Origin of the sequence: Parerythrobacter jejuensis (assembly GCF_039536765.1) — a bacterium.
GTDB lineage: Bacteria > Pseudomonadota > Alphaproteobacteria > Sphingomonadales > Sphingomonadaceae > Parerythrobacter > Parerythrobacter jejuensis.
Window position 1 is genome coordinate 2,377,501 of sequence record NZ_BAAAZF010000001.1, and the last position, 21,924, is coordinate 2,399,424.

Annotated in this window: 8 protein-coding genes, 1 tRNA gene and 2 rRNA genes (1 of these 11 only partly in view); 10 read left to right on the forward strand and 1 reads right to left on the reverse strand. The window is 56.9% G+C overall.

Going from position 1 to position 21,924, the window contains the following annotated elements; genetic code table 11:
- The 3 genes from ABD653_RS11680 to ABD653_RS11690 all read left to right on the forward strand — a co-directional run.
- A 23S ribosomal RNA gene (locus ABD653_RS11680) occupies positions 1–2,717 on the forward strand (it extends 72 nt beyond the left edge of the window).
- A 125-nt stretch (positions 2,718–2,842) separates the two neighbouring features.
- A 5S ribosomal RNA gene (rrf, locus tag ABD653_RS11685) occupies positions 2,843–2,957 on the forward strand.
- Between the two features lie 114 nt (positions 2,958–3,071).
- Positions 3,072–3,148: transfer RNA gene (locus ABD653_RS11690), tRNA-Met, on the forward strand.
- Between the two features lie 330 nt (positions 3,149–3,478).
- On the opposite strand, the gene ABD653_RS11695 is transcribed toward ABD653_RS11690, so the two are convergent.
- Positions 3,479–5,446: a winged helix-turn-helix domain-containing protein gene (locus ABD653_RS11695; RefSeq protein ID WP_160778837.1), complete on the reverse strand. Its 1,968-nt coding sequence runs from the start codon at positions 5,444–5,446 to the stop codon at positions 3,479–3,481.
- A 251-nt stretch (positions 5,447–5,697) separates the two neighbouring features.
- Between ABD653_RS11695 and ABD653_RS11700 the strand changes: the two genes are divergently transcribed.
- The 7 genes from ABD653_RS11700 (at position 5,698) to ABD653_RS11730 (ending at position 21,924) form a co-directional block, all read left to right on the forward strand.
- The gene (locus ABD653_RS11700; protein WP_160778838.1) at positions 5,698–8,583 is read left to right on the forward strand and encodes a M16 family metallopeptidase; all 2,886 of its coding nucleotides are present in this window, start codon (positions 5,698–5,700) and stop codon (positions 8,581–8,583) included.
- 485 nt (positions 8,584–9,068) lie between these two features.
- Positions 9,069–9,977 carry a mannonate dehydratase gene (gene uxuA, locus ABD653_RS11705; protein ID WP_199801207.1) on the forward strand — a complete coding sequence of 303 codons (909 nt, stop codon included), beginning with the start codon at positions 9,069–9,071 and terminating at the stop codon, positions 9,975–9,977.
- A gap of 165 nt (positions 9,978–10,142) precedes the next feature.
- Positions 10,143–13,181 carry a TonB-dependent receptor gene (locus ABD653_RS11710; protein WP_160778839.1) on the forward strand — a complete coding sequence of 1,013 codons (3,039 nt, stop codon included), beginning with the start codon at positions 10,143–10,145 and terminating at the stop codon, positions 13,179–13,181.
- 208 nt (positions 13,182–13,389) lie between these two features.
- Positions 13,390–16,509, forward strand: coding sequence for a TonB-dependent receptor (locus tag ABD653_RS11715; RefSeq protein WP_160778840.1), 3,120 nt, complete (start codon positions 13,390–13,392; stop codon positions 16,507–16,509).
- Positions 16,510–16,662: 153 nt separating this feature from the next.
- Positions 16,663–17,376: a FadR/GntR family transcriptional regulator gene (locus tag ABD653_RS11720; protein ID WP_325065383.1), complete on the forward strand. Its 714-nt coding sequence runs from the start codon at positions 16,663–16,665 to the stop codon at positions 17,374–17,376.
- 115 nt (positions 17,377–17,491) lie between these two features.
- Positions 17,492–19,756, forward strand: a complete 2,265-nt coding sequence (locus ABD653_RS11725) for a chondroitinase-B domain-containing protein (protein WP_199801098.1) — start codon at positions 17,492–17,494, stop codon at positions 19,754–19,756.
- A complete protein-coding gene (locus ABD653_RS11730; protein ID WP_160778842.1) occupies positions 19,753–21,924 on the forward strand; it encodes an alginate lyase family protein in 2,172 nt (723 codons plus the stop codon). Before ABD653_RS11725 ends, ABD653_RS11730 begins: the two co-directional genes overlap by 4 nt.

The window sequence follows — 21,924 nt, forward strand, 5'->3', positions numbered from 1 at the left end:
AAGCGTCGGGGAGATGTGAGCAATCTTTGATCCGGCGATTTCCGAATGGGGAAACCCACCTTCACCATTTCTTCCTGATCATCTTTGATGGTCCGGGAGAGGTGGACAAGGTATCACCGAGTTGAATAAAATAGACTTGGTGAAGCGAACCCGGGGAACTGAAACATCTCAGTACCCGGAGGAAAAGACATCAAACGAGATTCCCGTAGTAGTGGCGAGCGAACCGGGACCAGGCCTATGCCTTTCATTCAATTAGCAGAACACATTGGGAAGTGTGGCCATAGCGGGTGATAGCCCCGTATGCGAAAATGATGTGGAAGGATTTGAGTAGGGCGGGACACGTGAAATCCTGTCTGAACATGGGGGGACCACCCTCCAAGCCTAAATACTCGTACATGACCGATAGCGAACACAGTACCGTGAGGGAAAGGTGAAAAGCACCCCGATTAGGGGAGTGAAATAGTACCTGAAACCGAATGCTTACAAGCAGTGGGAGCCCCATAGGGGGTGACCGCGTACCTCTTGCATAATGGGTCAGTGACTTAATCTAGCATGCAAGCTTAAGCCGTTAGGTGTAGGCGTAGTGAAAGCGAGTCTGAATAGGGCGACTGAGTATGTTGGATTAGACCCGAACCCCGGCGATCTAGGCATGACCAGGTTGAAGGTGCAGTAACATGCACTGGAGGACCGAACCGTTTAATGTTGAAAAATTATCGGATGAGTTGTGTTTAGGGGTGAAAGGCCAATCAAGCCGGGAAATAGCTGGTTCTCCGCGAAATCTATTGAGGTAGAGCGTCGGACGTATGCCGATGGGGGTAGAGCACTGGATGGGCTAGGGCTGCGCGAGCGGTACCAAACCTAACCAAACTCCGAATACCATCGAGTCTTATCCGGCAGACAGACGGCGGGTGCTAAGGTCCGTCGTCAAAAGGGAAACAGCCCTAACCTACAGCTAAGGTCCCCAAGTCATATCTAAGTGGGAAAGCATGTGGGAATCCCAAAACAACCAGGAGGTTGGCTTAGAAGCAGCCATCCTTTAAAGAAAGCGTAACAGCTCACTGGTCTAAATAAGGGTTCCTGCGGCGAAGATGTAACGGGGCTAAAGATATGCACCGAAGCTTAGGGTTGCAGTTTACTGCAGCGGTAGCGGAGCGTTCCGTAAGTTGATGAAGCCGAAGGGTAACCGACGGTGGAGATATCGGAAGTGCGAATGCTGACATGAGTAGCGATAAAGAGGGTGAGATGCCCTCTCGCCGAAAGACCAAGGGTTCCTGCGCAACGCTAATCGGCGCAGGGTAAGCCGGCCCCTAAGACGAGCCCGAAGGGGGTAGTCGATGGGAACCACGTTAATATTCGTGGGCCTGAAGATGTGTGACGGATGGCGGAAGTAGTGTGTCCTTATTGGATTGGGCATGCTGCCAAGTCGTTCCAGGAAATAGCCTCTTCATATAGACCGTACCCGAAACCGACACAGGTGGTCAGGTAGAGTATACCAAGGCGCTTGAGAGAAGTATCCTGAAGGAACTCGGCAAATTGCCTCCGTACCTTCGGAAGAAGGAGGCCCTGAATCGAGGCAACTCTTTTCAGGGGGCACAGGCCAGGGGGTAGCGACTGTTTATCAAAAACACAGGACTCTGCTAAGTCGGCTTCAAGACGACGTATAGGGTCTGACGCCTGCCCGGTGCTTGAAGGTTAAGAGGAGGAGTGCAAGCTCCGAATTGAAGCCCAAGTAAACGGCGGCCGTAACTATAACGGTCCTAAGGTAGCGAAATTCCTTGTCGGGTAAGTTCCGACCTGCACGAATGGCGTAACGACTTCCCCACTGTCTCCAGGATATGCTCAGCGAAATTGAATTCTCCGTGAAGATGCGGAGTACCCGCGGTTAGACGGAAAGACCCCGTGCACCTTTACTGCAGCTTTAGAGTGGCATTAGGAAAGAATTGTGTAGAATAGGTGGGAGGCTTTGAAACTTGGGCGCCAGTCCGAGTGGAGCCAACCTGTGAAATACCACCCTGTTGTTTTCTGATGTCTAACCACGCACCGTTATCCGGTGTTGGGACCCTCTATGGCGGGTAGTTTGACTGGGGCGGTCGCCTCCTAAAGAGTAACGGAGGCGCGCGATGGTATGCTCAGGCCGGTTGGAAACCGGCTGCGAGAGTGCAATGGCATAAGCATGCCTGACTGCGAGACCGACAGGTCGAGCAGAGACGAAAGTCGGTCATAGTGATCCGGTGGTCCCTCGTGGAAGGGCCATCGCTCAACGGATAAAAGGTACGCCGGGGATAACAGGCTGATGATTCCCAAGAGCTCATATCGACGGAATCGTTTGGCACCTCGATGTCGGCTCATCACATCCTGGGGCTGGAGCAGGTCCCAAGGGTTTGGCTGTTCGCCAATTAAAGTGGTACGTGAGCTGGGTTCAGAACGTCGCGAGACAGTTTGGTCCCTATCTGCCGTGGGCGTCGATACTTGATAGGAGTTGCCCCTAGTACGAGAGGACCGGGGTGAACATACCTCTGGTGTACCAGTCATGCCGCCAGGCGTGCCGCTGGGTAGCTATGTATGGACGGGATAACCGCTGAAAGCATCTAAGCGGGAAGCCTCCCTAAAGATAAGGTATCTTCGAGTCGTAGTAGACCACTACGTTGATAGGCCGGGTGTGGAAGCGCAGTAATGCGTGGAGCTAACCGGTCCTAATAACTCTGATCGCGCTTGATGAATCTGCACCATCAATGACAGGCCTGAATAGGTGTGTTGTTGAGGAGGATCCTCACAGCCAGATCGCCCACTGAATAAACCTAAATCAGGTGCATCGATTAAAACCCGCCCGCAAGCTTCATTGCTTGGTGGCTATAGCGTCTGTGACCCACCCGATCCCATCTCGAACTCGGCCGTGAAACCGGACAGCGCCGATGGTACTATGTCTTAAGGCATGGAAGAGTAGGTCGTCGCCAGGCATTGTAGCTTGCGAGCGCGGTAACAAACCCATTCACTAGTCAAAGGGCTGACCCCACCAGGGCAGCCCTTTTGGCGTCTCTGGCCTTCGTAGCTGGCGATGCCACGAACGGTGCCGCGGGATGGAGCAGTCCGGTAGCTCGTCAGGCTCATAACCTGAAGGTCGTTGGTTCAAATCCAACTCCCGCAACCACCGTATCATTGAAAACATGCAATTAATTAGCCTCACTGTTACCAGTGGGGCTTTTTGCGCTGGAACTGGAAGCATATAGGAAGCAGATTTTCCGGTTCTGTGGCGTAGTTAGGCGTAGTCTTTGGTGATCCAGTGGAGCCTAAGCCGCCCTTGAAATACGCCGGGATTGTCTAGAGCCGATAACAACAAAGTGATGAATGGCCGCTAAGCGCCCCAATGTCGGTCGTGGCGATCCGAAACCTTGGTCCCTCAAAGCGGACAGTTGGATACGGTATTAGAGGCCGATTGCGGTCGAGCGTTCACAAAACCAAATGCAACCTGGAGCTTCAGCTACAGCTCAGCGCAGACAGCAGGCGCATTGGCGTCGTCGCAAAAGTCTGGAGCCTCTGTCTCCTGCCAATACGAGACCAGGCCCAATTCGCGTGCCAAAGATTCAAATCCCGGCCGGGCGCGGGTTTGGTTGGAAACAAAGGCTAGGCCGGCGCGCGCGCGGTTGGTCGATCTGGAAGCGACGCTCTCTATCATGCCCAGCGCCTGATCCGGGGCGCCAAGACGGTCCAATAGGATCACGGAGATGTCGTTGTAGGTGTTGGGTCCGGGCGAGGCTTCGATGATTTCGCGAGCGGCTTTCGCGCGGTCCGTCTGGTTTCCTCCATTCAGGGCCGCATAAGCGGCAGACCATGCCTTTGCCAAAGGATTGCCCCTCGCCCTTTCCGATCCGGAGATCAAATCCGCAGCGCGCGCATAATCACCTGCCAGAGTCGCGATCATAAGGCGTTGACCCGCCGTACTATCCTCGTCTCCGGTCCGCAGATCACGCAAGATATCGAGATCGGATTCCACGGCAGCGCGATTGCCCTTTAACGCGTGGTAGTAGCCAGACCAGCGAAATGCCGATGGAAATATCGGACCGGCGGCCGTAGCCCTTTTCAGGTGCTTGCGTGCCTCGTCGACCCTTCCATGCAGAAGAAGAAAGGATCCGAGCGAAAGCTCTTCGCACATGCAGTCCAGCGGACGCGCGGCAACAGCCTTACGAATTTGCTGCTCGCGTCCAACGAGATCGTCGGGATCGAGGAGGTCCGAAGCTTTGAGCAGCGCCGTCCCATTCTCCGGATCAAGCGTAAGCGCTTTGGCATTAAGCCGTTTCGCTTCGGCAATAAGTGCATCGAAATCATCGGGGTTCGCATAGGCTTCGGCCCGTTTGTAGCTTGCCAGAACCGTCCAACCTTCGGCGAAGTCTGGCGCCAGAGTGGTGACGCGCTGCAATTCCAAGAGAGCACGGTCAAAGTCGCGCTCGATCAATCCTCCGTTCGAACAGAGCGAAGCCCACGCTTGCAAGGCATCAGTCGGCAGGCTGGCTGCGCCATTTGCCCCCAAGGTGCATCGCACCAGAAGCGCGGTGCTGATGGCCAGCCGGCGTGGCAGTGTTCCTGCTTCATCGGCCGGGTGCGTGAACGAATGCGACCAGATGACTTTCTGCGAACGGTCATCCTGCAAACGGACGATGGCGATCAGGTCCTCGGTCTCGCGGCGCACTCCTCCCGTCACAAAGAAACTCGGATACTTGCTGTCCTGCGCTTCGTCCGAGACCACCAGCGAGACTTTGCTCTGATAATCCTCGCTGAAAGCCGCAGCAATCTCGTCCCGGATCGAAGGGATAAACCCGCTCGGGATATCAGGAGACTGTGCGCGAAAATCGGTGACGCGGATATTCGCCTCGGTTTCTATCGAAGGCGATCTTTCAAAGTCGATGATGAAGGTCGCCAAGGCCACGGTTCCGGCCGCTGTCGAGATCGCCCCTGCGACAATCTTCCACGGTTTTGCCAAACGCTGGAAGAAGCCCCTGGGCTGAAGTTCATTGACAGCATCCTGCTCGGTCACATGGGACTTGGCGTCATGCTCATCAGAACTCTCGCCGGCCAACGGCCTTTCAGGAGCCTTTTCCGCAAGTGATACCTCTGGCAGGAAGCGATAACCTCGGCCATAGACGCTTTCGATAAAGCTCGCATTGCGCGCTGTATCGCCCAAGGCTTTACGCAGTTCCTTGATAACACTCGTAAGCGCGGACTCGGAAACGGCTGCTCCATCCCAAACAGTGTCGAGCAGCATTTCCTTGGTTGTTAGCATGCCGCGACGGGCAGACAGGTTCTTCAGCACTCGAAAAGCTTTGTTGCCGATATGGACGGGGCCGTTCGGCCCGATTAGGCGCTCGTCCACCGGATCGAGGATGTAGTCCCCGAACGCCACGGCTTGGTTCGATTGCTCCGTACCCATTGTGATCAACCCTTCGATGGCCATGCTGTGCTCTGACCTGTACCGAGATATATAGTTGGTCGGCGATTTCGAAACCAGCGAAACCCGCAGAAATGCGTGACCAATTATGGAAAGATTCTGGAAATGCGAGATTCCAGCGTTTGCACAAGATGCAGGATACCAAAGGCGCTAGCCAAGATGCAGTCGAAGGGACGGACTGTCGTTTTAGGCGCTCTACAACCCTTCAAAGACAGACGTGCGCTTGGCGCATCACATTTTGGCAAAGGATATTGATCATGGGTTGCACTCCGAAAACTATTCGTACCGTATCCACCTTCGCATTGGCGCTGGGGCTTGCTTCGGCAGCCCTTACCCCCGCCTGGGCGCAAGCGGCCGGCCAGGCGGAAGCTGCGTCTACGAGCCGACCGGCGCAAAGCCCCGTGTGGGGTATTGTGAGCCAGGAAATCGAGGCCGATGCCGACATCCGTTTTGGCGTCCTCGCTAACGGTATGCGCTATGCCTTGAAGCGCAACACAAACCCATCAGGCGAAGCGGCAATCCGCTTTACGGTGAAAGTCGGCAACCGCGAGGAAACCGATGCAGAGAGTGGCGCGGCCCACTTTATCGAACACATGGCGTTCAACGGCACGACTAACATTCCTGAAGGACAATTGCTGCCAATGCTCGAACGTCTTGGCCTAGCTTTCGGGGCCGATACCAATGCAGAAACATCACTCGACTACACGACCTACAAGCTCTCCCTGCCGAACACTGATGAGGCGACTGTCGATACCGGCCTCATGGTCATTCGCGAGATGGCGGGTGAAATGACGATCGCTCCTGAAGCGGTGGAGCGCGAGCGCGGCATCCTCTTGAGCGAAGCGCAAGTGCGCAACGACCCGCAACGTCGTCGCGCAGCCAGCTATTTCGGAGCCGCGTTACCTGGGTCACGTATCGGACAGAGGATCAACGCCAATGTGGAGCGCATCCGCGAGATTTCGGCAAACGAGCTACGCGAATTCTATGAGGGATATTACCGCCCCGAACGCTCCACTCTGGCGATTGTCGGTGACTTCGATGTCGACGCAATGGAAAAGAAAATCCGCGCACAGTTCGGCGATTGGAATGGGAAAGGCGAAGCACGCGACATATACATCGGTCCGGTGCCCGATGGGGCGCAGCCATTGATTGCGACTTTCGTCGATCCGGCGATCCCTGAGTTCATTGAATTGCAGCGCCTGAGCGAATGGACGCCTTCGCAAAACACTGTGGCCGAATCGCGCGAGCAATTCCTCCGCCTGATTGCCTCGATTGCGCTTTCCAACCGGATCAACGCGCTCTCACGGTCAGCAGATGCGCCAACTCTAGGCGGGCAGGCATCGGAACAACCGCTGTTCCGCACGGCCCAGTCATTTGGTCTAATGGCCATCGCTAAGGATGGCCAATGGCGCGATACGCTAGCGCTGGCAGAGCAGGAATTGCGCCGTGCCGATCAATACGGCTTTACCGCGAGCGAAATTGCTGAGGCCAAGGCGAATATCGAAACCGCTCTTGCCAATGCTGCGGCGCAGGCTGCAGGCCGCACCAGCGTTGCGATTGCGGAAAGCCTTGTACAGGACAGCCTGAACAACGGCATTCCGACATCGCCTGAGACCAACCTTGCGCTTTACCGCATGATCGCCCCCACGGTTACACCGCAAGCTGTAAGCGCCGCATTCAGCGAAGCCTGGGATGGCGGCCCCAGCGTGGTCCACATTTCCACCAAGTCACCGATTGAAGGCGGGCAGGCGACAATCGCGGCGGCATTGAGCGAAAGTGCAAAAGTCGCTGTTTCCGCGCCGGTCGAAGCCGCCGCTGTAGAGTTTGCGTATTCCGATTGGGGCGTACCGGGCAAAGTGGTGGCCGACGACCGGATCGCCGATCTCGGCATTCGCACGGTCCGCTTTGAAAACGGCCTCCAGCTCAACCTGAAGCGGACTGAATTTGAACCTGGCAAGGTCGGCTTTTCCATGCGCGTGGGAAGTGGCCTGTCCACATTCCCCGCCAACAAGCCTGGTCTGAAGGAAATGCTGCCTATCGCGATGCAGGTCGATGGACTGGAAGCACATGATCCCGACGAGCTGCGCCGGGTGCTTGCCGGCCGAGCCGTATCGCAGAGCCTTTCGCCTACCAATGGCGCACTCGTTGCGTCCGGCGGGACGACGCCCGACGACCTCAAGCTGCAGCTCGACCTGCTGGCCGCTCGCCTCACGGCGACCGCGTGGCGCGCCGAAACGCAGGCACAGTGGGCAGGCGTTGCGCCGGTACTCGTCAAGAATATCACTTCCTCGCCGGTGCCAGTATTCATCAACGCGATGAACGCGGTGCTGGGCGGAGGTGACACGCGGCTTGGCTTGCCTGACGCATCGCGCCTCGAAGACATTACTCTCAGCGATCTTCAAGCCGCTGTGGCATCACAATTGGGCGAAGGCCCAATCTCGCTTGGGCTGGTGGGCGACTTCGATGAAGATGCCGCGATCGAGGCGGTGGCGAGCACGCTCGGTACCCTCCCCTCACGGGGCGAGCGCCGAGAACAAGGTGCCGAAATCAGGCCGCTTTCGTTTGTTGCAGACACATCACCGAAGATTCTGACGCACAGTGGCGCAGCCGATCAGGGTGCACTGGCCGTGAGCTGGCAAACCGATGATGCGGGTGACTTGCGCGACAATATCGTGCGCGATCTCCTCGCCGCGGCAATCGGCCTGCGTCTGACCGAAACGTTGCGCGAGGAACAGGGCGCAACCTATTCTCCGGAAGCTTTCAGCTACGCGCAGCGCACGTTCGACGGCTTTGGACATATCACCGCCTTTGCGACCGTGCCGATGCAATCCATGGATGATGTCGCAAATGTCATCAGGTCGATTGCCAGCGAATTCAGCAACACGGCTATATCGGAAGACCTACTTGAACGCGCGCGCAATCCGATACGCGAGCGCTATGAGCGGGCCACTACGCAAAACTCTGCCTGGCTCGGACTTGTTGCCATGGCCCAGAGCGATAGCGAGGTGCTGGACCGCAGGCGCAATCGCATGGCCGTACTGGAATCGGTTACGCCTGCAGACATTCGGTCCGCGGCACGGAAATATCTGGCCGACACCCCTGGCGTAGAAATCCGAGTCATTCCCGAGACTGGTGCAAACTAGCGATAACTCATGCAGCCAAAGCGGGGTCGCCACTGAAGTGTTCGACCCCGCGGAGACTGTTAGGAGTACAGATCGGTGGACGAAGCGGTTCGTGAACCTACCACAAGACGTCGGTTTCAGAATTGTGAGAAACGGTGAATGAGGTGCCACACAGTCAAAATCTGAAGGTGCGGCTCGGCGTTTTAAGATAGCGTGACTGTGCTATCGTCGTCCGCTATTCGAAAGTATCGCATCAAAACCGGCCAGTCAGCTTTCCACCCACATATCGGACATTCCTCGCTTCAAACTGTGAAGCTGAAATCTGCCGATCGCAATCCATTCGGGTTGTGGCAGAAACTGGGCCGACAGAAGAATGTCCGCTTGTGGTCCGCCAGCGTCACCAAGCCGACCGTCACTTCCTTGCCATAATTAGGCAGAATACCACCTCAATGGCTGATATTGGTATGACAAAATGCAAGAATTGGTAGGGATAATGGATTGCCTCGCTGGAAAACCTTGCGGCGGAGGGGATCTCAACGATCTGCTACAACTTCATGCCGGTGATCGACTGGACGCGCACTGACTTGAAGTTTCAACTCCCGACCGGCGCCTATGCCCTACGGTTCGATCAGGATGAATTTGCCGCTTTCGATCTGTTCATTCTCCGGCGCGAAGGCGCAGGTGAAGAGTACACGGCGGATGAGATCGAGCGGGCCAGGCTTGTATTCGATGCGATGACGGAGATGGATGCAGCCTCTCTAACAAGGACGATCATAGCCGGCCTTCCGGGCAAGATGACGGATGCATATTCCCTTGAGGACTTTCGATCGGCCTTGGCGCGCTATGCAGGGATCGACCATGCGAAATTGCGGCAAAATCTGTTTGCGTTCTTGAGCAAGGTCTTGCCCCATGCAGAGAAACTTGACGTCCGGCTCGCGATCCATCCCGATGATCCGCCATGGGATATGTTCGGCTTGCCCCGGATAATCTGCACGCCCGATGACCTGGACATTCTCTTCAAGAATCTGCCGAGTCCTGCAAATGGCATTACGCTGTGTGTCGGCACCTATGGCAGTCGGCCAGACAACGACTTGCCGCAAATGGCCCGCGACTACCGCGACCGTATTCACTTTGCCCACTTGCGAGGGGTGAGCCGCGATCCGGAAGATCAGCGCACATTTGTTGAAGCGAGCCATCTCGACAGTGACATCGATATGGTCACGGTGATTCGACACTTGATCGAAAACGAACGGATCAATGGGCGAGAAATATTTATCCGGCCAGACCATGGCCACCTGATGATGGGGGACGTCAATCGCGCCAACAATCCGGGCTATTCGGCGATCGGCCGGATGAAGGGCTTGTCGGAAATTCGGGGTGTAATCAAAGCCGTATCTGATCTCGGATCGGCGTAGCCCTCGCCTATACCCGCGCAATGAGTGACCGTTACGATAATGCAACAGCCCTGCAATATATCAAATTGGTATGACAGACTAATGCACACAGGTATGAAAGTAGGGTTGACAGCATTGGACTGATTGGTATCCCAACGGCAGAACAAAACCCGTTGGGAGGGATGAATGTCGAAGTTTACCGGTCGCGGCCGTTCGGTTGCGTGCAATTCTCGTTTTCTAGCAAAATGCCTGGCTGGCACCGCGCTTTCGGTGCTTGCAGTGCCGAGCGCCGCGTTCGCACAGGATGGTGAGCAGCCGGCGGCTGAAGATGTCGATACGTCGACGGGCGACGTGATCGTTGTCACGGGCATTCGCGAGTCTTTGCAGGGTGCGCTCCGTGAGAAGCGCAATGCAGATAGCCTGATCGAAGTCATCCAGTCTGAAGACATCGGCAAGCTTCCCGACCAGAACCTGGCAGAGGTTCTGGAAAACATCACCGGTATCCAGATCACGCGTACGGCAGGTGTCGGCACGGGGGTCCAAATCCGTGGTACCAACGACAACCGTGTCGAGATCAACGGGGTTTCCTCGGTCGGTTCTGGCACGGGACGTGGCGGGATCAACTTCGAAGATATCAACGCGGCCATCATTGCCGCTGTCGAGGTGGTGAAGGCTCCTGAGGCGAGTACGATCGAAGGTTCGGTCGGCGGTACGATCAACCTGCGGACTATTCGCCCGCTGGATCTTTCGGACCAGCTGCTCTCCGTGCGTGTGCAGGGGGAATATAGCGAGCTGTCGGACAGCATTACGCCACGCTTTTCTGCCAGCTACGGCAATAACTGGTCGGTTGGTGGCGGCGAAATCGGCATCGTCCTGTCCGGTAGCTATACCGAGCAGGAGGCGACCTCATTCCGCCCGCGTGTCGACCGCGACAATCTGGTTGCGGCAGGTAGCGCGGTTACAGCCGCTGGCGCACCAGGCCCGAATTTTGACTATCTCGGTATTCAGTTCCTCAATCAGGAACGCGAGAATTTCGAGTACGAAACCATCAACTTCGCTGGTTCTCTCGAGTGGGCGCCAAACTCTGATATCAAGGTCTATTTCGACGCCATCATAAACGATCAGGAGCGTCGTCAGGACAGCTCCCGGATCCAGGGCTCCGGTGTTAGCGCCCTGCGCTTCAACAATGTCCCCAGCCAGTTTGAGACAGTCAATTTCGGCTCGCTCGACGGCGTGGCTCTGGGCAGCATCGAAGCGTCATTGGTAGGTACCATCCAGCCAAACCTTGCGCGCGATGATGATGATCCCAACCTGCGTTTTTCAAGCGATACGGGTGCCCGTGTCACCGACAGTAAGATCTTCCGGCTGGGCACCGAATTCGAAACCGGTCGCTTCACCGGTCTGATCGAACTTTCGACATCGCGTTCGGACACCACGAACCCGAACCTCAGCACGACCCTGAACTTCATCAACCCGAACCCGCTGACGCCGCTTGATGGCTCCAGCAACGACAACAGCGTGCCGTTCATCTACGATCTTTCGGGCGGAGCGCTCACATTCGGTGTTGATTTCGATTCACCCTTCGCGCCTACCGTGCAGGATCTCCTCAATCCGGCGAACACGGTGCTTGACGCGGTTACAGTCGGCAACAACCAGACCGACAACAAGGAAGATGCATTCCGACTGGATGGCTCGCTTGACCTCGAAGGTCTGGCTGGCCCGATCGTATCCTTCGATGCAGGCTACCGATACAACAAGGCGTCGTCGAAATTCGATCTGATCCGTTCCACCTTCGGAACGGGCGCGATTGCAAACAGCCCGAATGGTTCTTTGTTCGCAGACCTTCTGGTCCCGGGGCCTAGCAACTTCGGCGCCTTCGACGGGCGAGCTCTTGCATTCCGGAACTTCCTGCTGGTCGATCCCAATCGTTCGTTCTCCGATCGCGAGGGCACTCTTGCCATCCTGCAGGCGGCGCTCGACTCGACGCCAGGCGGCCAGGCTCGGATTGCTGCAGGCGGTCGCTTGCTGAGCGATCCGTCGCTCAACCCGGCTGGTTCATTCGACATCTCGGAGACCACTCACGCGGTCTACGGACAGCTGAACTTCGAGATGGGCCGTGTTCGCGGCAATGTCGGGTTGCGCTGGGTCAATACTGACATCGATTCCCAAGGCACCAGTGTGGCTGCCGGCGTAGAAACGCCCGTGCGGGCTGGTGGCAGCTATCAGGAGTTCCTGCCGCGCGTGAACATCGTCGCCGACCTGACCGACGACATCGTCTTGCGGGCAAGCTACACCGAAGACATCAACCGCCCGGACTTCAACGATCTGTCGCTGTCGGTGAACTTCCCGACCGGGCCGAACAATGCCGTGGCATTGGGTAACTCCAACCTCGCCCCGGAAACGGTGCAATCATATGATGCTTCGGTATCGTGGTATTTTGCCCCGTCTTCGGTCTTCAGTGTCGGCTTCTTCCACAAGAAACGGACCAACCTGTTCGTGCGCCAGGTCGAGGATGCGCTGGAAGATGCCAACGGTTTCCGCGACATTACCGCACCGTGTGAGGGTGGCGGCATTTTCAACCCTCTGCCTGACCGCAATGTTCTTTCGAACATTCCGGGCAATGGCCTTTGCGTCCCGCTGCAGACCATCATCAACGATACCGGCAGCACGACGCAAACCGGCGTCGAAGTCGCCTTCCAATATGATCTGTCGCAGTTCGAGGACACGCTTGGATTTGCATCCGGCTTCGGCTTCATTGCGAACTATACGTGGCAGGAATTCGGCGGCGGCGAAGCGACCAACTCAAACTCGGGTCGCGGCGAAGACATTTTCCAGGCCATCAACCCGACGATCAATGTGCCGGTCGAAGCGGTTCAGGGCCTCCTGGACTTCTCGGAGAATGCTTACAACGCCACGATTTACTACGAGAAATACGGGATTTCGGCGCGTGCCCGTTACACGTGGCGTGATGCATTCCGTACTCTGGACACCGCTGCCGGTGCATCTCTGAACAGTACGCTGGGCTTCCCAGTGGTGACGGATGCGCGCGGTCAGTTGAATGCCAGCATCAATTACGATGTGACGGAGTGGCTGAATATCGGCGTCGAGGGTGTGAACCTGACCAAGTCGAAAATCACCCAGTATTGCGTCAACCAGGACGCGCTGTTGTGTTTCCAGGGTCTGCCAGATCGTCGCATCACTTTCGGCGCGTCGGTAAGGTTCTAAACGCATATGTCGACATCGGCCTGAAGCCGATTCTGTCGATGCACTCTGCCGGTGTCGCCGCTCTCCCTGGCGACACCGGCATTCTTGTTTTTGCGCGCCTTGCAATTCAATTGGTATGACAGAGCAGCAAATTACGTCGCACCAAATGGTTGACAGTTTTGGCCTAGGCGTTCAACCAAGTGGGAAGAACGGGCATCGGGAGGGAAACATGTCGCACATCATCGCTAGCAGCCAGGCTGCTATTTGCACTTCACGTTCAGTCGGGCGATTTCTTGCTGGAACTGCATTCATCGCGCTCGCTTTGCCGGGTGCTGCGATGGCGCAGGATCAGGAAGGGCAAGAGGCCGCCGAACAGAGCGGCGATACGATCGTGGTGACCGGTATTCGCGGTACAATCCAGAACTCGATCGAAGAAAAGAGGAACTCAACCGAGGTCTTCGATGCCCTTTCGGCAGCCGAGATCGGTGATCTTCCAGCCTTGTCGATCGGTGAGGCGCTCGAGACCCTGACCGGGGCCGGCTCTCATCGCGAGCAGGGTGGTGCGACCGAGATTTCTATCCGAGGCCTTGGGCCATTCCTTGGCTCGACCGTCATCAATGGCCGGATCGCGACCAACGGTAGTGGCGACCGCTCTGTCAATTTCAGCCAGTTTCCGTCCGAGCTTTTCGACAAGGTCGGCATCTACAAGACTCAGGCCGCAAGTTACATCGAAGGCGGCGTAGCTGGCCAGATCGTCCTCGAAACGGTTCGGCCGCTCGATTACGGCAAGCGGCGCTTGCAGGGCAATTTCAAACTCAACATTAACCCGGACAATTTGGACATCGATGCTAGCCAGAGGTTCCAGAAGTTCGGTTATCGCGCGACCGCAAGCTATGTCGACCAATTCACCTTCGGGGACAGCGAGCTGGGGATTTCGCTGGGATATTCGCGCAACAAATCTACCAATCCTGAGCAAGAGGCCAATGTTTCAAACACGATCCGCGCCTGCGTGGTTGACCCGACGACTACGAGCGACGGTGTGTTCGACGATGGTAACTGCGACACGAGTGGCGGAACGATAAGCGGTCTGCGTGACGGGACCGTCACCGACGACTTTGTCATCGCGCGTAACAGTTATGCTCTGCGGCACAATATCACTGATGACACGCGCGACTCGGTATTTGCTGCTGTTCAGTTCAAGCCGTCTCCGGGCATCGATATCAATGCCGACTTTCAATACTCCAAGCGTCTCTTCCGGGAGCAGCGCAGCGATTTGAACTTTGCGGAAGGTCGCCGCATTGATGGCCCGGGCGATCCCAATCGGATCGATCTGCCGCTGATCTTCACCAACAGCGGCGCGTTGCGCCAGTTCACCAACGAGCAGCGTATCGAAGCGGTGAGCGAATATCTCGAACGCGATGAGGAATATTATGGTGGGGGCCTCTCCCTCGCTGCGGATGTGACGGATCGCCTGACGTTGTCATTCGATGCGTCTTATTCGCGGACTCAGCGCATCGAGGAGGCGGTCCAGATCCGCTTCCGGACCGAAGATAATGAGGACATCACCGGTGCTGCCGCCTGGCCCAACGCAAGGGAAAGCGATGGCAGTTCCACCAATGATCGCATCGAGACTGCAGTTTTGATCCAACAGAACGGGTCCGAGGGACTGAACTTCTTCACTCAGAATTTCGATGTCACCAATCCCGATCTGTTCGCCAACGATCCGCGCTTGCGCGCTGACCTTGAGCAGGATCGCTTCAACAGTGTCCTCGCGTTCCGGGGTGACGCGGATTACGAGCTTGATGGCTTCTTCTCCGGGATCTCTGCGGGTGCGCGGTATCAAAAGCTGAAATACCGTGATGTGCCTGGCGCTTCGGCGGGTACCAGTCGCTTCCAGAACACATACAACGATACAGATGGTACTGGCGCACTTCAGGCAGCGAACCGCGAATGCCGGACCAACTTCCCTTCGTCGGGCTTTTTGTCGTCTGTTTCGGGCGGAAATCCGCTGATCACCAATGTCGATGCTGCCGGCAACGTGATTGGCACCTCCAATAGTTTTGCGACCTTCGACGCTCTGTGCATCGCACGGGTTCTTGAACGCGAAGATCCATCAGGTCTGCAATTCGGTCCTGATGGCCTGCCCATCTACCCGACGGGTGATTTTGACTCGATCCAGAACACCGACGTCGTTGAAGAAAGCCTGGCGGCCTATATTCAGGCAGATTTCGACGGTGAATGGGGCGCGTTGCCAGTTCGCGGAAATCTGGGCGTGCGTATCGTTGATACAAAGGTACGCTCGCGCGGTTTCCGCACCTCTCTCAGCATCGAAGTCGCTGACGCAGATGGTGACGGTAATGTCGGCTTTGCGCTGGTGGAAGATCCAACCCAACTCACCGAGCGGGTGACTGAAGCTTCCTATACGGAATTCCTGCCCAGTTTGAACCTGGTCGCAGAATTCCAGCCGGACTTGCTGGGCAGATTTGCCGTCTATCGCGCGCTATCGCGCCCCGATCCATCGGAGCTGGGTGACGGACGGATCATCAACATCAATGCCAATGATGATTTTACGACTCCTGCAGAAGCGCTGGCGAATGGCGTGAACAACGTGTCGGCGACCGGCAATCCGGGCACCGATCCGCTGCTGTCGTGGAATGTCGATGTGGGCCTTGAATGGTATCCCAATGACGATACGATTCTCGCCTTCAATGCCTATTACAAGAGCTTCAATGGGGGGTTCGAGACGATTGGTTCGTTCGAAACCTTCAATATTGACGGCGAAAGTGCAGACTTGTTGGTGACGACGATCGACACCAACAACGACACCAGCACAATCAAGGGTATCGAGATAACCGCTGCCCACCGGCTCAGCTATCTTCCGGCACCGCTCGACGGGCTCGGGTTCAAACTCAGCTACAATTATGCAGATTCGGATTTTGAGTTCGAGGACGATGCGTTGGGTGCGATCACAACGGTCAATCCCGATGGGTCGACCAGCACCAACAACGGGCTAATCCCGCCCTCGAACCTGTTCGGTTTTTCCAAGCATGTGCTATCGGCACAGCTCTATTATGAAATCGGCGATTTCGATTTCCAGGGCGTGTACAAGCACCGAAGCGATTACTTCCAACAGTTCGTTTCGACACCCGGCCGGGTTCGGTATGTCGGCGATGTCGGCGTGTTTGAAGCGCGCATTTCATACGAAGTTACGCCGAATTTCCGCATTACTGCCGAGGGCCTCAACCTATTCAACGAGCCGCGCGTCAATTATCGCGGGGCACCCGATGACTTTGGCGCGATCCAGGTCTACGGGCCTCGCTACTATGTTGGCGCTCGGGTCAAATTCTAGTGTGAAGGCCGCCCGCACCTTCTCGGTGTGGGTGGCCACTCACGGCGGGCTGGAGTTTTGACAGGATACTGACTAGGAAAAATTGGTATAGACATCGTAGCGTAAATGAGTGGAGCATAGCGCCGCATGGCCTCGAAAAGACTTTTCCAATCAGTGGCAGAGCAAATTGCCACATTGATCGACGAAGGGGCCTATCCCCCCGGGACGAGGTTGCCGGGCGAGCGTGAATTGGCGGAAAAGCTTGGGGTTAGCCGTGTCACAATTCGCGAAGCGGAAATTGCGCTTCAGGCCGTTGGAAGACTAGAAATCAAGACCGGCTCAGGTGTCTATGTCAGCGAGAAGAAGCCTGCTCCGGGCGAATTGCTGCCCAAAGCCAGTGCCTTTGAAGTGACGGAGGCCCGTCTGTTGGTCGAATCCGAGGCTGCGGCGCTGGCCGCGCACAACATCACGGATGAAGCGATCGGGAGGCTTGAAAAACTCATCGATCAAATGCGTCACGGCAGCGAAGACGAGGCAAACGAAGCTGACGAGCAATTCCACCAGACGATAGCCGAAGCCTCGAACAATTCGGCGATGGTGCATACTGTGAAATCCCTGTGGCGAATGCGCGAAGAGCTGCCCGAGGTGAAGGCGACCTACGCGGCAGTATGCGTCCACGATGCCGAATCGCGGACTGAAGAGCACAAGGCCGTCTTCGATGCCTTGAAGGCACGCGATCCGGCAGGTGCGCGAGCAGCGATGCGCGAGCACTTCCATCGCCTCATCGAAAGCATGCTGGATGCTACCGAAAAATTGGCTCTCGCAGAAGTGCAGCAACGCGCATCGGAGAGCCGCGAGCGCTTCGCCGGTGTCGCGAAGATTGTCTAGCCAAATTGGCATTACAGAAAATCTAGAATCTACAGTCCAAAGTGATTGACATAGCCGGACTTGGTCCGGTAGCAATATGCCTCGACAACTCGAAAAGAGTGTGGAGGGGAAATTGGTGAGATTGCTTGGCATGGTGTTGCTGGCGTTTGCGTGGACAGCGCCCGCGCACGCGGAGCAAATCCTGGTCAGCAACCAGCAGGCTTACTTCGCAGCTGCCGAACGAGTCGAGGCGGGTGATACGATCGTCCTCGCAAATGGCACCTGGCGTGATTTCGAACTCGTCATCACCGGTAAGGGACGCAAGAATGCCCCGATCACCGTGCGTGCGGAGGAATCGGGCAAGGTCATTTTTTCAGGTCAGTCCAGCTTGCGTGTCGGCGGCACATACATTGTCGTAAAGGGTCTGGTTTTTCGGGACGGATACAGCCCGCGCGGTGAAGTGGTTTCGTTCCGTCGCAGCAAGAAAGATCAGGCGCGCAACAGCCGCATGACCGAAATCGTGATCGACGGATTCAGCAAGCCAGACCGGTATGAATCGGACTATTGGGTCGGCCTTTATGGCAGCAACAATCGTTTCGATCACAATCACCTTGTCGGCAAGACCAACAAGGGTGTGACGCTTGCGGTGCGGCTCGACAGCGAAGAGAGCCGCGACAACAACCATCGGATTGACCATAACTATTTCGGGCCGCGCCCGGTGCTGGGATCGAACGGCGGCGAGACGCTGCGTATCGGGACCAGCAAGTACTCGATGTTCACTTCGCGCACTGTGGTCGAAAACAACATCTTCGATCGCTGCGATGGCGAGGTCGAGATTATTTCATCGAAGTCTGGCGCGAATGTCTTTCGGGGCAACCTGTTTCTGCGGTCGCGTGGCACGCTGACGCTTCGTCACGGCGACGACAATCTGGTCGAACGCAATGTCTTCCTGGGCTACGGCAAGGATTACACCGGCGGAATCCGGGTTATCAATCGCAACCAGACGGTTCGTGGCAATTACATGGAGGGGCTGCGGGGAACGGCCTTTTCCAGCGCGCTTGCAGTGATGAACGGCGTGCCGAACTCGCCGGTCAATCGCTATGTTGAAGTTTCGGGCGCTCGGATCGAGAGCAACACGATCATTGATAGCCGACGGGTGGCATTCAATGTCGGCGCCGACGAAGAGCGATCGGCTGCGCCTTCAGACAGCACCTTCGCCAATAACCTTCTTGGTGGAGTGGAAGGCGAATCCTTCCTGGAAGTCTATGATGACATTTCGGGCATTACCTTTGACGGTAATCGCGTATTGCAGGGCGGCGTAGATGATGCGCTGTCCGGCCTCGAAGCGGCTCCGACAGCGATGGAGCGTGCAGACAATGGCTTGCTCTATCCGGTGGATCAGGAGCTCTCCAGCCTTGGCGCTCCACGCGATCTGATGCCGGTCAAGCTCGAAGAAGTGGGTGTAGCTTGGTATCCCAAGCCAGGTGCGGGCAGCCCGTTCGGGACCAGCGGCACCGTTACACAAGTTGAGCCGGGCGAAGGCACGCTGGTTACCGCGCTGGTCGCTGCAAAGGCTGGTGATGTGCTGATGCTCGCACCCGGTGAGTATATTGTCGACCGGACTATCCCAATCGACAAGCCGGTTACGCTCAAGGCGGTGGCAGCCGACGAAAGCGAAGAATCGGTGGTATTGTTCGCGCGCCCATCACTGTTCGAGCTGCGCGAAGGGGCTGATTTGCAGCTGATCGGAATTACCATTGACGGCGCATTGGCACCGGACTCGGTCGGCAATTCGGCGATCCGCACGACAACGTTTCCGATCCAGTCCAACATGCAGATCGAGCTGGACGGGGTCACCGTACGCAATCTCTCGGTCAACAAGTCCTTCAACGTCCTGACACTGGGCAAGAGTACGCTTGCGGACCGTGTATCGATCCGGAACAGCAGCTTTGCCGACATATCGGGGGCAGTCGTTTCAGCCGCAGCCGAGACCGAAGATTTCGGCCAATACAATGTCGAGTATCTCGATATTGCGCAAAGCAGCTTCAGCAACATCGGGGGTCCAATCGCGACTATTTATCGCGGCGGTCGGGATGAAAGCACCTTCGGCCCATATGTCGCGATTGCGAACAATGCCTTGGCCAATGTCGGCAAGGCGCCAACCAATGGGTCCGGTGCTGCAATCCACCTGCACGGTGTCCAAACCGCCAGGGTGGCGCGCAACGCGCTTGCTGAATCGGCACCGCTACGAGTGGTGCACACGGTCGGAACGCCTGTCACGGCAGTGATCGGGAATTCCTTCGCGCAAACGCCTGCGCCAGTACTGGAAGAATTGATCTTTGAAGGTGCGCCGCGGGTCGATCTGGAGGGCAACACGCTTGATGGGGAATTGATTCCATGAGGAACGTACTTCTGATCCTCTCGGCGTTGCTCATGCTCGCGGGCGGATTGATCGCTCCTGCGAACGCGACAACTAGTGCCGAAGCGCAGACCGAGCTTCCACCGCTGTTCCGAGCGGAGGTCAAGCGCGCGAAGCAATTCGTGGACGGCATGATCGAACAGGGTGTCGTGGTACCGGTGCCCAAAGATCCGGGCGGCGGATACACCCACGAACAGCACAAGCGGAATTTCCGTGCGATCTATCAGGGCGGACAACTGTATCGTGTTACCGGCGACGAGACGTACCGCAACTATGTCCGCGACATGCTCCTCGCCTATGCCGATCTCTACCCAACGCTCGGAGACCATCCTGCAAAGGCCAACCAGAATGTCGGGCGCCTGTTCTGGCAAGTGCTCAATGATGCCATGTGGCTCGTGCATGCGGTGCAAGGCTATGGCGAGATCCGCGACACTTTGACCGAGGCGGAACGCACACGCATCGACGGCGATGTGTTCCGCCCCGCCGTTAAGTTTCTATCGGTCGATTCCCAGCGCACCTTTGACCGCATCCACAATCATGCCACCTGGGCGACTGCCGGTGTCGGTATGACCGGCTATCTGCTTGGCGATCAGGACATGGTCGACCGCGCTCTGCTCGGCTCTGACAAAAGCGGCAAGGCCGGATTTTTGCGCCAATCGGAGCTGCTGTTCTCGCCCGATGGCTATTATACCGAAGGCCCCTATTATCAGCGGTTTGCGCTGCTGCCTTTCGTGGTCTTTGCGAACGCCATCGAGAAGAATGAGCCAGACCGCCGGATATTCGAGTTTCGTGACGGCATCCTGAGCAAGGCGCTGACAACGACGATCCAGCTGAGCTATGGCGGCTACTTCTTTCCTTTCAACGATGCCATTCGCGACAAGAGCCTGAACACTGCCGAACTCTATGAAGGTGTCGCCATCGCCTACGCGCAGACCCGCGACCCGGGACTGCTCGCAATTGCCGAGTTCCAGGACCGGACCGTGCTACGCGAAGAAGGTCTGTTGCTTGCCAGCGATCTGGCTGGAGGCAAGGCCAAGCCATTCGATTTCCGATCCATGCTGCTTAGCGACGGCCCCGAGGGGGATGCGGGTGCCGTCGCTATCCTGCGCCATGGCGCAGGCCCCAAACACACAGCGCTGGTCGCCAAGAATAGCTCGCAAGGCATGGGGCATGGCCACTTCGATAAGCTCAGTTGGCAATATTACGATAATGGCCGCGAAATCGTGCGCGACTACGGTGCCGCGCGCTTCCTGAATATCGTAGCCAAGGAAGGCGGGCGCTATCTTCCGGAGAACGAGAGCTGGGCCAAGCAGAGCATCGCACACAATGCCCTGGTGGTGAACGAGAAGAGCCACTTCGATGGCAATGTGAAAGTCGCTGATACATTCGCGCCAACGCAGCTCTATTTCTCGGCCAAGCCGGAACTCCAGATAAGTACGGCGTCTATCGACAGCGCCTATCGGAAGCAGAGCGTTTCCATGCTGCGCAGCCTTGCGCTGCTCAACGTCGAAGGCCTTGACGCGCCTGTCGCGGTTGACGTGTTCCGGGCGCGCGGCAAGGGCGACCTGCAGTTCGACCTGCCTTTGCACTATTCCGGCCACCTTATGCGGGTCGGGTTTGAAACGCAGAGCAACGTTGCCGCGCGCCCGGTTCTTGGCGACAGCAATGGCTACCAGCATATCTGGGTCGATGCCGTCGGCCAGCCGGACGCGGACAATGCATTCGCAACCTGGCTGCTTGATGGCAGGTTCTACACCTATCGCTTTGTGCCGAATGCCGGACAAGAAGTGATCCTGGCCGAAAGCGGTGCCAACGATCCGAGTTTCAACCTGCGTCGCGAACGGATCATCATCCAGCGCGTGCAAGGCGTGGACAGTGCAACTTTCATCAGCATTCTCGAGCCGCATGGTCTGTATGACGGAGCGACTGAGCAGACGATTGAAAGCGACAGCCGCATCGCGTCGCTCCGGTACGTCACGCAAGGTGAATATGACCTGGTGATCGTCGAAACGTTGACCGGCGAGAAAACCGTGCTCGCGATTTCATACGACAACGATTCCGGCAAGGCGCACCGCGCAAACGTGGACGGGCGCCAAGTCACCTGGACAGGCTACGCTGGGCGGATTGTCCTGGCGGGAGGAGGGAACTGA